General features: G+C 70.5%; 12 protein-coding genes. 4 read left to right on the top strand and 8 right to left on the bottom strand.

The annotated features are described in order from the left end of the window. The first annotated feature begins 256 nt into the window (after positions 1–256). Positions 257–1,717: a dihydrolipoyl dehydrogenase family protein gene (locus tag OHT61_RS30930; protein WP_329042733.1), complete on the top strand. Its 1,461-nt coding sequence runs from the start codon at positions 257–259 to the stop codon at positions 1,715–1,717. Positions 1,718–1,888: 171 nt separating this feature from the next. Here the strand turns inward: OHT61_RS30930 and OHT61_RS30925 are convergent, their stop codons facing one another. The 4 genes from OHT61_RS30925 to OHT61_RS30910 all read right to left on the bottom strand — a co-directional run bounded on the left by OHT61_RS30925 (position 1,889) and on the right by OHT61_RS30910 (position 5,654). Next, positions 1,889–2,812 (bottom strand): LysR family transcriptional regulator, encoded by a 924-nt coding sequence (locus tag OHT61_RS30925; protein WP_329042731.1) that lies wholly within the window; start codon positions 2,810–2,812, stop codon positions 1,889–1,891. Positions 2,813–3,098: 286 nt separating this feature from the next. Beyond that, the gene (locus tag OHT61_RS30920; protein WP_329042730.1) at positions 3,099–3,542 is read right to left on the bottom strand and encodes a VOC family protein; all 444 of its coding nucleotides are present in this window, start codon (positions 3,540–3,542) and stop codon (positions 3,099–3,101) included. Between the two features lie 273 nt (positions 3,543–3,815). Then, positions 3,816–4,271, bottom strand: a complete 456-nt coding sequence (locus tag OHT61_RS30915) for a MarR family winged helix-turn-helix transcriptional regulator (RefSeq protein WP_329042729.1) — start codon at positions 4,269–4,271, stop codon at positions 3,816–3,818. Between the two features lie 204 nt (positions 4,272–4,475). Then, entirely contained in the window at positions 4,476–5,654 is a 1,179-nt protein-coding gene (locus tag OHT61_RS30910) for a YbfB/YjiJ family MFS transporter (RefSeq protein WP_329043443.1), read from the bottom strand. 630 nt (positions 5,655–6,284) lie between these two features. Between OHT61_RS30910 and OHT61_RS30905 the strand changes: the two genes are divergently transcribed. Further along, positions 6,285–7,349 carry an alpha/beta fold hydrolase gene (locus OHT61_RS30905; RefSeq protein ID WP_329042728.1) on the top strand — a complete coding sequence of 355 codons (1,065 nt, stop codon included), beginning with the start codon at positions 6,285–6,287 and terminating at the stop codon, positions 7,347–7,349. A gap of 234 nt (positions 7,350–7,583) precedes the next feature. Here OHT61_RS30905 and OHT61_RS30900 read toward each other — a convergent pair whose 3' ends face one another. The 4 genes from OHT61_RS30900 to OHT61_RS30885 form a co-directional block, all read right to left on the bottom strand. Further along, positions 7,584–7,955 (bottom strand): SgcJ/EcaC family oxidoreductase, encoded by a 372-nt coding sequence (locus OHT61_RS30900; protein ID WP_329042727.1) that lies wholly within the window; start codon positions 7,953–7,955, stop codon positions 7,584–7,586. Positions 7,956–8,044: 89 nt separating this feature from the next. After that, positions 8,045–8,338 carry a muconolactone Delta-isomerase family protein gene (locus OHT61_RS30895; protein WP_329042726.1) on the bottom strand — a complete coding sequence of 98 codons (294 nt, stop codon included), beginning with the start codon at positions 8,336–8,338 and terminating at the stop codon, positions 8,045–8,047. Positions 8,339–8,602: 264 nt separating this feature from the next. Beyond that, positions 8,603–9,214: an NAD(P)H:quinone oxidoreductase gene (gene wrbA / locus OHT61_RS30890; protein ID WP_329042725.1), complete on the bottom strand. Its 612-nt coding sequence runs from the start codon at positions 9,212–9,214 to the stop codon at positions 8,603–8,605. A 518-nt stretch (positions 9,215–9,732) separates the two neighbouring features. Continuing rightward, complete coding sequence (locus tag OHT61_RS30885) at positions 9,733–10,305, bottom strand: TetR/AcrR family transcriptional regulator (protein WP_329042724.1); 573 nt, start codon at positions 10,303–10,305, stop codon at positions 9,733–9,735. A 557-nt stretch (positions 10,306–10,862) separates the two neighbouring features. Here OHT61_RS30885 and OHT61_RS30880 point away from each other — a divergent pair. Together OHT61_RS30880 and OHT61_RS30875 are read left to right on the top strand one after the other, a co-directional pair. Continuing rightward, positions 10,863–11,879, top strand: a complete 1,017-nt coding sequence (locus OHT61_RS30880) for an alcohol dehydrogenase catalytic domain-containing protein (protein ID WP_329042723.1) — start codon at positions 10,863–10,865, stop codon at positions 11,877–11,879. Between the two features lie 300 nt (positions 11,880–12,179). Beyond that, positions 12,180–12,986 carry an MBL fold metallo-hydrolase gene (locus OHT61_RS30875; RefSeq protein WP_329042722.1) on the top strand — a complete coding sequence of 269 codons (807 nt, stop codon included), beginning with the start codon at positions 12,180–12,182 and terminating at the stop codon, positions 12,984–12,986. The last annotated feature ends 488 nt before the right edge of the window (positions 12,987–13,474 follow it).

Raw genomic sequence — 13,474 nt, 5'->3', positions numbered from 1 at the left:
CGCAGGCATGTGCGGACATCCCCGTATCCGGTCACACCTCTCGGTCACGTAGGTTTGATCACGGGTGTACCCACCGGAGCCCGGCACACCTCGCAGCGCCCCTTCCTGGATCTGCCGCTACCCACCAGGCGATGTCCCCGCAACTGGAGCAAGATGGAGTAGCGCTGCGTCACCTGCTGCCGGCCGACTCGCGCCGAGCCCTGGTCACCGGGCGCGGCGCAGCGGCCACGACTCGAACGAAGGACGGAGCTGGGGAATGAACAGCACTTCTCGCGTCTACGATGTGGTGGTTCTCGGAGCCGGGCCCGCCGGCGAGAACCTGGCGGACCGCACTCGTGCCGCCGGACTCACATCGGTGATCGTCGAGAACGAGTTGCTCGGCGGTGAGTGCTCGTTCTGGGCGTGCGAACCCAGCAAGGCACTGCTCCGGCCGGTCGTGGCGCGTGCCGACGCCCGCCGGGTGCCCGGAATCCGGGCCGCGGTCCAGGGTCCACTGGACGTCGCCGCGGTCTTCGCCCACCGCGACAAGATGTCCGCCTACTGGCAGGACGAGGATCAGGTCGAGTGGCTGAACTCCGTGTCCGTGGATCTGGTGCGCGGTCACGGCCGGCTGGAAGGTCCGCGCCAGGTGGTCGTGACGACCGCTGACGGTGAGACGGTGCGGCTGACCGCGCGGCACGTCGTGGCCGTGGCCACCGGGACGGTCACCGCCTTCCCGGACCTCCCGGGCCTGGCGGAGGCTCGTCCGTGGACCAACCGTGATGCCACCGCGGCCCGGCACGTGCCCGACCGGCTCGCGGTGGTGGGGGGTGGCGTGGTGGCCGTGGAGATGGCCACGGCGTTCCAGGCGCTCGGTTCCCAGGTGACCATGCTGGTACGGGGCGACAAGGGGCTTCTGCACCGGATGGAGCCGTTCGCCGGGGAGATGGTGGCGGAGTCCCTTCGTGCCTCCGGCGTGGATGTGCGCTTCGGCACGTCCGTCAGCGGCGTCGTCCGGGAGGACGGGCCGTCAGGTCCCGTACGGATCACGCTGGCTGACGGGGACTCCCTGACGGCGGACGAGATCCTGTTCGCGACGGGCCGCTCGCCGCACACCGCGGACATCGGCCTGGAGACCGTCGGTCTGACCCCAGGCGACTGGCTGAACGTGGACGACTCCTACCGGGTGACAGACGTACCCGAGGGGTGGCTGTACGCGGTGGGCGACGTCAACCACCGGGCGTTGATGACGCACCAGGGGAAGTACCAGGCGCGGATCGCCGGCGGCATCATCGGAGCGCGCGCCAAGGACGAGAAGCTCGACGACGGCAGGTGGGGGACGCACGCCTCGACGGCCGACATCGACGCCGTGCCGCAAGTCGTCTTCTCCGAACCGGAGGTGACGAGCGTGGGCCTGACGGCGAAGGAGGCGGAGAGCGCGGGTCGCCGGGTCGACGTCGTGGACTACGACATGGGCCGCATCGCCGGCGCGGTGCAGTACGCCGACGGCTACCGCGGCATGGCCCGTGTGCTGATCGACGCCGAGCACGGCAACGTCGTCGGTGCGACCTTCGTCGGCCCGGGAACCCAGGAACTCCTGTACTCGGCGACCGTCGCGATCACCAGTGAGGTGAAGATCGACCGCCTGTGGCACGCCGTCCCCGCCTTCCCGACGATCAGCGAGGTCTGGCTGCGCATCCTCGAGACCTACCGCGACAGGGGCGGGAAGAACGCCTGACCCGGGATGGCGGCGGACGCGACCGTCCGGCCCGGCACGTGTCAGCGGCCTCCGGGCGTCACCGGAGCCGCGGACACGACGGAGCACCCCCGTTGCGGCGGGCACGGGCGTGGCCCTGTGGAGCGAGCGGTCGCCTGAGGCGCCCGGTCTCCGGGGGCGGACCGCGCATCGCTATCGCTTGTACGGGTCCCCGTCGGGTATCCATGTCCCGGCGTCACCGAGTCCGAGGTCTCCCACGTCGTGGCACAGTGCGTCGACGACGGCGAGGACCTCGGGGCGGGTGTCGCTCCGGCGCCAGACCAGCGACCAGGTCCAGAAGATCTCCGGTGACACGACGGGCCGTTGGATGAGGCCGGGCGGTATGACGCCGTTCTGGCCCTTCGGATTGTTGACGACCGGCCGGCCGCTGCCGCGGACGTGGTCGAAGAACGCCGCTCCGCTCGTGCCACCGGGCGCCACACGCACCAGCCGGGCCCCGGTGTCACGGGCGAGCAGTTCGGCGTAGGTGTTCCAGGACGACCACGACGTGGTGTCGTCGTCGAGCAGGACGACGGTGTCCCGGGCCCGCACGGCGCTCGGGTCGTCGCCCGCGGCGACGGCGTACAGTCGGTCGGCGCCTAGCAGCCTGGCGCTCAGGCCGTGCTGCTCCAGGTCGTCGGTCCGCACCCAGCACACGGCGAGGTCCAGGCTCCCGTCGGCCACTCGGGCCGCCTGGGTGTGGGAAGGGGCGACCCAGGGGTCGATGTGAAGCTGCGCCACCGCCGCGGTGCGGGCGGTGAGATGGGGCGGGAGCCAGCTGACGTGACCGAGCCTGACCGGTTCGGATCCGGACATCCGCCCGGCGCGTACCCTCAGGTCCTCGGCGCGTTCCAGCAGGGCGCGGACGTGCGGCAGCAGCGCCGTGCCCGCAGATGTCAGCGACACCGAGCGGCGGTCCCGGTCGAAGAGCCGGACGCCCAAGTCGCGTTCGAGCGCCTTGATCTGCTGCGACAGCGAAGGGCCGGCGATCAGCAGGCGCTCGGCGGCCCGGCCGAAGTTCAGCTCCTCGGCGACGGCCACGAAATACCGCAATTGACGCAACTCCACGTGCGCCATGCTACCCGGCCGCCCCGGCGCATATCCGTGCCCGACGTCCGCATCCGCGTGACCACGCACGCGGCACCGGCGAGGCACGGACGGGCCGCCGACCAAGTGACCGGTCGCGGCCCACTCCTGGACCGGACGCGGGTGGACCGTCCGTCACCTTCAGCTGTTCCCTCGGGTGACATCCCCTCAGGACCGGTGGCGGAGGGCCGGCCGGCTGCGCGTCGGCTGTCGCACGCGGGCGTCCGCGCCGCAGCTCACGCAACAGCAGGCACGCCCGTCTCTCCGCGGTGGCGGGTCAGCGGCCGGGCAGCCGTGTCGTCACTTCCTGGAGCACCCAGCCGTTGCCGTCGGGGTCGGTGAACGCAACGAACGATCCGTAGCTCGCACGCTCGGGGTGCGGGCCGGATACGCGCGCCTCGTCCGTACCCCGGTGGAAGACGCCGCCCGCGTCGTGGAAGATCTCGCCCATCGGGACGCCGCGTGCGGACAGCTCGGCGTGAGCCTCCTCGATGTCGGAGACGATGAGGTGCAGCCCCTGCACCGATCCCGGCGCGGCGGTCGTGACGCCGGTGCCGAACAGGATGGATGCCTGGGACCCCGGAGGCGTCAGGTGGACCACCCGGTAGTTCTCGTCGGCGACATAGTCGACGTCGAGACGGAAGCCGGCCTCCTCGTAGAAGGCCTTGGCCCGGTCGACGTCGGAAACGGGCAGAACCACGACTTCAAGCTTCAGATCCATGATCGTCCGCACTCCCTCGGAGATGAACTGACATCGAGCGGCACGTCACCGCTTGAACAGGTGACAGTCTGACAGTTCCGGTCGTCACCTGTCAAACAGGTGACGCGATGGCGGCGGCAGAGGCACCCGACCCGCGCATGACGCAGGAAGGCGATACGCGACGGAAGTCCTCGCACAACGCGAGGCGCCCCGCCCGACGATCTGTCGGGCGGGGCGCCTCGTACCGGTCCGCCTTCCGGCGGCCGTCTCCTCACACCTCGGTACGCCGAGGTGTCACGGTGCGACTATGCGCTCCAGTGCTTCAGCGGCCGCGGCGATGTTGCATCCCTCCATGCGGGAGAAGACGTGACGCCGGACACTCGCCAGGTTCGACGGCCAGGCCGCCTTGAGCTGCGCCCACCCGTCGGTGGTGAGGCTCGCGAGCCACGCCCTCCCGTCGTCCGGGCACTTCTCCCGGATGACCAGTGACTGCAGTTCCAGCCGCTTGACGACCCTGGTCATGCCGCTCAGCGAGAGGCCGCACATATTGGCCAGCTCGCTCATCCGCATCTGGTTGTCCCGCGCCTCCGAAAGATGCACCAGGACCATGTACTCGGTGCTGGAGATCGGATGTTCGTCGAACATGTCCGCGTCGACAGTTCGAGGCAAAAAGGCCATCACTTTGCCAAGAGCCCGGAGGAAGGCCTCCTCGTCCGGGTTGAGGGGTTCGATCGTCGTCGCGTCTGCCATAAGCGCAGTGTAGAGGGCGGCGCGATGGAGTAGGTCACGCGCATGCATTCTCCCGCACGCCCATGGGATGCCGGGAATCGCGGCGGAGCAATACGAAGGCCCCTCGGCCGCGCCCCGTCCTCTGCCGACGACCGGATTATCCGGTCACCTCGAGCCGCCTTTCCGTCCGGCTCCGGAACGCGGGAGATCACGCCGCGACAACCACTATTCCTCTTCCCTCCCCGCGGACCCGGCGGAGGCCGGGCCGCGGCCGGCCGCGGTCGCCGCATGAGCGGCGGGACCGGTGGGCGGCATGCTGTGCGGGAACCCGATGCGGAGAAGGAACGCGGTCAGGGCCGCCCCGAGTACGACGACCGCCGCCAGGAAGAGGGCCTGGTGGTAACTGTGGCGCAGGAGAGGCGTGGCCACCAGCGGCCCGAGGATCTGGCCGACCGAATATCCGGCGGTCAGCATGGCCACGGCGCGCGGCACCCGCAGGTGCGTTCCCGTGGCGAGTGCCAGGGTGCTGACTCCGATGAAGGTGGCTCCGAACAGCACCGCGCTGATGAGCGCCGCGGAGACCCCGCCCACCAGGGCGGGCAGCGCAATGCCCACGGCCTGCACGACCAGCGCGGCCAGCAGCAGATCGGGGCGGGACCACCGGCGTCCCAGCCACGACCACAACGCCGCCGAGGGCACGGCCGCAAGACCGACCAGGACCCACGCACCGCTGCCGATCCAGCCGGGAGAGCTCTGCTCGATCGCCGCGACGAGGAAGGTGCCCGCGATGATGTAGCCGATTCCTTCCAGGGTGTAGGACGCGAACAGCGCGGTGAACCACCGGTGCGTACGCGGCCCGCCGGTGGGCTCCTCCCGCGTCGAGCCGGCACGGGGCACCGAAGGAGCGGGTTCGGGGCGCAGGCCCCAGGCGGGAACCGTGAGCACCGCGGCGAGCGCGGCGGAGGCCCACCAGGCGGTCCGCCAGTCACCGACATCGCGGAGCAGCAGGACCAGCAGGCCGGACAGCGCGATGCCGGCCCCGACGCCGCCGAACGCCCAGCCCGGCAGGTGGGCCGGATGGTCGCGCAGGCGGCTCAGCAGGGAACTGGCGGCGATCACGAAGATCATCGCACTGAAGGCTCCCGCGCCGAAGCGCAGGAGCACCCAGAGAACAGTGCTGTGGGTCAGCGGCATCGCGGCCAGGGAGGCGACCAGCGCGAGCAGGCAGCCCCGCAGGACGGCCGACGAGCGGCCGAGTCGCGGAACGAAGGTTCCGGCCAGGGCCCCGATCAGGTATCCGACGTAGTTCGCGGTCGCCAGGTCGGCTCCCGCTCCGGCCGACAGCCCTGCCTGCGCGTGCATCAGCGGGAGGATGGGGGTGTAGACGAAGCGGCCGACTCCCATTCCCGTGGCGAGTGCCGCCGCGGCCTGGGAGACGTGCATCCAGGCCGATCGCGATGTCTCCACAGGACCGGAGGCCACGCCCGACGCGGGGCCGGTGACGTTTCCCGAGCCGGCGCCGGGGATCACGAGGTCGTTGTTCCGCACACTTCCCATGGCGACAAGTCTGTGGTCGCAGCACCCGACGGCACCAGGACCGGCATCCTCCCTGGTGGGACCTCGAACCTCCCACCGACGGCGACCCACCGGTGGCATACGTCGGACGGTGGCGGCCCCGGCGAGAACCGCCCGCCCGAGCGCGGCCCACCTGCCATGGATTCCCGGCAGGTGCCGAGGGCGGGCGCGGCGCCCACCGCCGGACGACTCGGCCACCCTCCTGTGAAGTGAAGACACACAGATGGTTGACTCGACATACATATGAAGGGCCGACACATATGTCGAGTGCGCAGTGCGCTCCTCCGGTCACCGGTGTGTCGCCCCCCTTTCCGACGCACCGACACGCCCAACGTCACCTGTTTGACTGGTGACGTTCGGTGTGGAACAGTCATCGTCCAGTCGCACCGCGAAGACTGAACGGTCAGTCATCGCCGGCGCCTGCACACACACTTGAGAACCGCACGACGGAGATGTCACATGATCAACAGGCGTACTTTCACCCAGGTCGTGGGCCTCGGCACCGGAGCGGCCGCGGTGTCACTGACGGGATTGCAGGGTGTATCGGCAGCGTCGACGGCCACCACCCGGGGTGGCGCCGGGGCGCCGACGGTGCCCGCTCTGACACCCGGCACCCACACCTCGTTCTCCAAGCTCAAGCAGGTGCGGGCCGGGGTGCTGGACGTGGGATACGCCGAGGCCGGGCCCGCGCACGGGCCCGTCGTCATCTGCCTCCACGGCTGGCCGTACGACATCCACAGCTTCGTCGACGTCGCCCCCCTGCTGGCCGACCAGGGGTACCGGGTCATCGTGCCGTACCTCCGGGGCCACGGTTCGACCCGCTTCCTCTCCTCCCGCACGTTCCGCAACGCGCAGCAGTCCGCGGTCGCCCTCGACGTGATCGCCCTCATGGACGCCCTCAAGATCGAGAAGGCTCTCCTGGCCGGCTTCGACTGGGGCTCCCGCACCGCGGACATCGTCGCCGCGCTCTGGCCGGAGCGCGTCAAGGCTCTGGTCTCGGTGAGCGGATACCTCATCACCAACGTCGAGGCACAGAAGATGCCGCTGCCCCCGAAGGCGGAGCACGCCTGGTGGTACCAGTACTACTTCGCCACGGAGCGCGGCCGTCTCGCGATGGAGGACAAGGCGGGCCGCCACGACATGGGCCGGCTGGTGTGGGACACGGTGTCCCCCACCTGGGACTTCGACGACGCCACGTTCGAGCGCACGGCCGCCGCGTTCGAGAACCCCGACTACGCCGCGGTCGTCATCCACAACTACCGCTGGCGGCTGGGCCTGGCCGACGGCGAGTCGCGCTTCGACAGGTACGAGCGGCGGCTGGCCACCCGGCCCGTCATCGGCGTACCCACCATCACGCTCGACGCCGAGCTGGACCCCTTCACCGCACCTGGTGACGGGGCCTCCTACCGCGACCGCTTCACGGGCGCGTACGCCCACCGCACGCTCGCCGGCATCGGCCACAACCTGCCGCAGGAGGCACCCACCGCCTTCGCTCAGGCGGTCGTGGACGTCGACCACTTCTGAGAACTCCTGAGACGCCTCGCGCCCGCCTCCCGCGCGTTCACGCCGAGGCGGCCGCACCCACACATAGGGACGGCCCGGGGCCCCGCCGGATCCGGCGGGGCCCCGGGCCGTCCCTGTGTGCTCGGCGGCGGACCGACGACACGCGTCGGCACGAGGCCTGCCGGTAATGCGATGGGGCGGGGTTGGATATCCAACCCCGCCCCATCGCATTACCGGCGCCGATCGACGTATTCGTCAGTCGTTCTTGGACACCTGGTAGTGCGCGATGCGCCACTCGCCTTCGGCGCGCGTGAGCACGACGGCGAGGACGACGCCGATCGTCGGCCGGTCCACGAATGAGAAGTCGACACTCAGATAACCGAGCAGGACGTCCTCGGAAAGCGACCGGGTTTCGAGTACCTCGTATTCCGCTTTGAGCCCCATGGGCTGCGAGTCGTAATACTGGGCTACACCCTCACGGCCGACGCTGTAGGGGCGCAGTCCCTGAAAGATGGCGTCGTCGGTGAAGTACGAGGCGACCTTCTCCGGCTCGTGCGCGTCGACCGCTGCTTTCCATCCGTCCATGACTCCGCGCAGGGCGGTTCGCTGTGCTTCTGCACTCTCCATCAGGAGTTCCTCATCTCGCTCAGGTTCACTCTGCCCACGGCATCGCCGTAGCTGGGGTCACGGCGCGGAACAGCGCCGCGCGGCCTTGCTCAGACGGTCTGGCCCGGATCGTTGGGGTGCGACTGGAGGGGGGTGATCACAGCAGTCATCCAGGGCCACAGGGGAAGGCTCCCGAGGACCTGCTCACGCAACTCCGACTCGTCGTCCGCGCGCCAGACGCCGATACTGCGCAGCTCACCCACAGGACGCCACAGACGGAACAGGCGCCCCTGGGACGCGAGCTCCGCCGCGCGCGTGGACTCGACGGCGCGACGGCGGTCGACCTCTGCCGGGTCGGTGCCCTCGGGCACCGTGGTGGTCAGCTCGACCAGGAATTCCTTCATGATCTCTCCCTCTCTTGCTTCCCCCGGTGGCGTGACGCACCCGCCCGCTCACCGGGGGAACACCTTTCGTTGCCGCGGATACCGGCCCGGCCGATGTACATATCGTCATCCCGCCGCCGTCAGCCTGCTAGGCGGGCGCGTCCCGCGGCGTCGGCAGCGGGACGCGCCCGGCGTCGTCGGGGAACCGGCCGGCTCCGGCTCCGCCCCCGTCCGGGCCTCGGCCCGGGGAAGGCGGGCGGCCTGGCCGCGCCGAGATACCTGCGATCAGGCGGCAGCCTGGATCGCGGCAGCTATCCGGATGACGCGCTCGGCCTGGATCTGAGCGGCGGTACGGGTGACGTCGTCGACCGGCTTGCTGCCCTGGCCGTCGACGTGCGAGGTGCCGTAGGGGTTGCCGTCCACGAACTTGTGCGGCTGGGTGAAGCCGGGCGTCACGGTGAGGCCACCGAAGTGGTGCACCGAGTTGTAGAGCGCGAGGAGCGTGCCCTCCTGGCCGGCGTGAGCCGTGGCGGAGGAGACGAAGCCGCTGTAGACCTTGTCGGCGAGCTTGCCCTCGGCCCACAGTCCGCCCAGCGTGTCGATGAACTGCTTCAGCTGCGCGGACACGTTGCCGAAGCGGGTCGGCGTGCCGAAGATGACGGCGTCGGCCCAGTCGATGTCCGCGGGGGTGGCCTCGGCGATGTGTGCGGTGGCAGCGTGGTTCGCGGCCCAGGCCGGGTTGGACTCGATGGCTTCCCGGGGGGCGAGCTCGGCGACCTTGAGGAGACGGACCTCGGCGCCGGCCTTGACGCCCGCGTCGTGCAGCTCCTTGGCGATCTCGGTGATCGTGCCGGTGGACGAGTAGTAGACGACAGCGAGCTTGATGGGAGTAGCCACGGGGTGCTCCATTCGAAGGGGGGTTTCGGGCGAAGGCTGATCTGCCGACCCGGATTCGAATATAGACGACCGGTCGTCTTGCGTCAATCAACACCCGACCGTGATGCGCGACACACGTGTGTCCGAAGGTGTCCGGTGGCGCCGACAGGACCTGCCATGACTCCGGCCGGCTGGCCGACCGGCCGTTCACGCAGGACGAGGACGAGACCGGGGGCGGCACATCACCGGAGCTCCGGGCGACACTGCCGCGCGCGCAGCCGCTACGGCAGGAGACGCCGCGCGGCGCGGGCGGACCTGCGACCCGGTCGCGGCGCGGCCTTCACCGCATACGGATGGTCCCCGCCCCTCGCCGGCACAGAAGCACGGACCGCTAAGGGGAGCCGGGGCCACACCGCACCGTCGCCTTCCCGGGCGGCCGGCCCCGCCCCAGGGCAGTCAGACAGCCGGCCCCGACCCGGAGACCCTCGGAGGACGGTTCCGGTGCCGGACGAGATCGGGCAAGGCGAGCCGCTGAACCCTCAGCGCAGCACCACATCGAAGACGGTGCGGAAGAACGCGTCCACGGGCGCCGCCGACTTGTCGGCCCGCGCCGCGATCAGCGTTCCCTCCCAGGCGCTGAGGATGAACAGTGCGGTGGCGTCCACATCCAGGGAGCCGTCCACGTCACCGGACTCCTTCGCCTCGGTGAGCACCTGTCCGAGCCGGGAGGCCCACTGTGCGAAGCCGCTACTGACCGCGGACCGGATCTCGTCGTTGTGGTCGGCGACCTCGGCCCCGAAATTGCCGACCAGGCAGCCCCGGACGAACCCGTTGTCCACGGTGTCCCTGCTCAGGTACTCGAAGTGCGCCCGGAGGCGCTCGAGCGGAGCCTGGCCCGGTGTCGTGAGCAGATCGAAGCGCAAGGTGTCGGCGTACCGGCTCAGCGCCTCCAGGGCGCCCGCCTCCTTGCTGGGGAAGTGGTTGTAGAACGAGCCCTTGGGTACGCCGGCGGCCGTGGTGATGTCACTGATGCCCGTGGCGTTGAAGCCGCGCTCATGGAATTGCTCGAAGGCCGCCTGCGCGATCTGCTCGCGCTTCGATGCTCGCCCCAACTCACTCGCCTCCTCGTACGCCGACGGCCGCCCTGTGTCGGTCCACCGCACCAGCACGCTCCACACGGCGGAACGGGTGTCTGCACAGTGGGAGCCCTGAGGTTGCGGCACAGCAAGACGACTGACCATATTATACCGGTCGTGTCCCCTTCGTGCGGGCTCACGACGGGTACGCCCCCGCGGCCCGGCCGGCCACAGGTCCACCGACCGCGGCTCCCGCCGGGCGCGCACACGAGGCGCCCCCTCCCCGGGTAGTGCCCGTCCCTACGCGGACGAGCCGCGTGGCACACGGACGCGGCGGCGCGAACCTCTCGATCGGGATTCGTCTCTTTTCCACTGCACCCCACCCAAACCAACGCGACACATGTGAGCACCCGGGGCGCACCGCACCCGCGATGGGTTACGCTTGTTTAAGTCGACCGGTCATTTTGATGGCGGACCTCGCTCCTCACCGACCGTCGATCCCGTTGCGGACCCGGTGCGCACCAAGGCCATCGCTTCCGCACCGGCCCTTCACTCCCCCGCATTCGTGCGCCGAACGACCCCCAGGAGAAGTCATGTCCACCTACCGAGCCTTCGAGGCAACCGGCGTCCACAACCTCCAGCTGGTGGAGCGCGAGCTGGTCGAGCCCGCACCCGGGCACGTACGCCTCCGTGTGGAGGCCTGCGGAATCTGCCACACCGACGTGCTGGCCATCGAGGGCCTGCGCGCCGACCCGTCCCAGCCGCTGGTTCCCGGTCACGAGATCGTCGGTGTGATCGATGCCGTCGGCGCCGGCGTCACCGCCTGGCAGCCCGGTGAGCGCGTCGGCGTCGGCTTCCTGAACGGACAGTGCGGGGAGTGCGAGTCGTGCCGCCGCGGTGACTTCGTGAACTGCACCGCCCAGGAGCAGACGGGCACCACCGTCGACGGCGGCTACGCGGAGGTCGCCTACGCCCGCGCCAGCGGCCTGGTCCGTATCCCCGACGGCATATCGGCGATCGACGCGGCGCCCCTCCTCTGCGCCGGCCTGACCACCTTCATCGCGCTCCAGCAGGGCCCCACCAGGGCCGGTGCGCTCGTAGCGGTGCAGGGCATCGGCGGGCTCGGCCACGTCGCCGTGCAGTACGCACGCAGCCTCGGCTACCGGGTCGCGGCCATAGCCCGGGGCAAGGACAAGGAGTCCTACGCACGGCAGCTCGGCGCCCACGTCTACATCGACAGCAACAGCACGGACCCCGGGGCGGCACTGGCCGAGCTGGGCGGTGCCTCCATCATCGTCGCGACGGCCACCAGCGGTGCCTCCATGAACCCGCTGGTCCGCGGTCTCGCCCCGAACGGCAAGCTGGTCGTCGTCGGCGCGGCCCCCGACCCCATCACCATCGCCACCCCCGACCTGATCTTCGGTACGCACTCGGTCGTCGGCAGCCTGACGGGATCCTCCATCGAGAACGAGGACAACCTCGCCTTCAGCCTCGCCCACGGCATCCGCCCCAGCGTCGAGGTCATGCCCTTCGCCAAGGCACCCGAGGCCTACGAGCGCATGCTGTCGGGTGAGGCCCGCTTCCGCGTCGTGCTCGACGCCGCGGCCTGAGACGCAGCGGCCTGAGACGGCGTCGCCCGGGACGGCGGGGCTGCCGGGTGGCTCTGCCGCCCGGGACCGCCTCCACCCGTCCCGCCACGCAGGCAGGTGTTCCGGCAGCCGAGCCGGAACACCTTGTTCCTGCCGGCCGCCGGGCCGGCGACGACGCGCCTGCGAACCTCTCGGGTGATCTCGGCAGTAGGGTGCCGATCGTGCGCCGGACCGGCACGGGAGGATCCCGCCCGCCGTCCGGACAGGAACGGCGTACGGCGCACACACGAAGCGGTCGAGAAACCGAGGGTGAGGTTGCACATGACGACCACCGAACTGGCCCGCCGGACGTGCGCGGTGACCGTGCTGGGCGGCCCGACGGCCGTCATCGACATGGGGGGCCTGCGCATCGTCAGCGATCCGACGTTCGACGAGCCCGGTCCGCACGGCTATCTCACCAAGACATCGGGCCCGGCTGTGACCGAGAGCGCCCTGGGGCCCGTCGACCTGGTGCTGGTCAGCCATGACCTCCACCCCGACAACTTCGACGACCGGGGGCGCGCCTTCGCAGGGTCGGCACCACTGGTCGTCTCCGGGCCCCTCTCCGCCGGACGGATCGGCCCGCCGGCGATCGGCCTGGCACCGTGGTCCAGTCACTCCGTGCGGCGGCAGGACGGGGGCGGGGACCTCGAGATCCTCGCGGTGCCCGCGGTGCACGGCCCGGAGGACGGCGAGCGGGACGCCGACGGCTTCGTCAACTGCGAGGTCACCGGGTTCGTCCTGTCCGGTCAAGGGCTGCCGACGCTCTACATCAGCGGCGACAACGCGTCCATCCGCACGGTGGCGGAGGTGTCACGGCGGGTCCCGGCCATCGACGCGGCTCTGCTGCACGCGGGGGCGGCGCGGGTGGCGGCGAAGTTCGGCGGGCGCCCACTGTCCATGGACAGCAGGCGGACGGCCGCCGCGGCGGCCGTCCTCGACACGAAGCTCGTGGTGCCCGCCCACTACGACGGCTGGACACACTTCTCGGAGGGGCTGTCCGATCTGGAGCTGGCCTTCGACGAGGCCGGCCTGTCGTCACTCCTCCGCGTGGTGGCGCACGGAACCTGGGTGGATCTGCCCTCCTGACGCAGCCCGGCCCTTCGTCACGTCCGATGCGATGCCCACAGAACCCTCCTTGACAGAACAATTAGTACTGTCCTTTACTTGACTTGTCATTCAGCATTCAGCCTGCCGCCGGCCTGGTATCGGCCGGACCCCTCAGCTGTCAGTTCGAACGAGAAACCTCTCAATGACCAGTCAGGGCCCCCGACCTGCGGGCAAGCACCCGATCACGCTCGGTCTCGGCGCTTCCGGTGACGTCACCGTGGGTCTTCCCGATCCGGAGTGCAGGAGGCAGGGGCGTCCGCGCGAGTCCCGCGTGCCCGGCACGGAGCTCTACGGCAGGGAGGTGGCCCCTTGAGCCCGGAAGCCGACGACTCCGTGAGGCACGGCGTCCGGGCCCGGCCGCCGCACGGGCGCGCTCACGGGCCGACCGAACGCGCGGGCCCCGCGTGCCCGGCGCGCAGGTCCGCGACCGCACCCGTGCCGCCGGGTGAGCGCGGCTCCCCGTGCCC

Source organism: Streptomyces sp. NBC_00178 (genome assembly GCF_036206005.1).
Lineage (GTDB): Bacteria > Actinomycetota > Actinomycetes > Streptomycetales > Streptomycetaceae > Streptomyces.
This window is presented reverse-complemented; position numbering and strand designations above follow the sequence as displayed.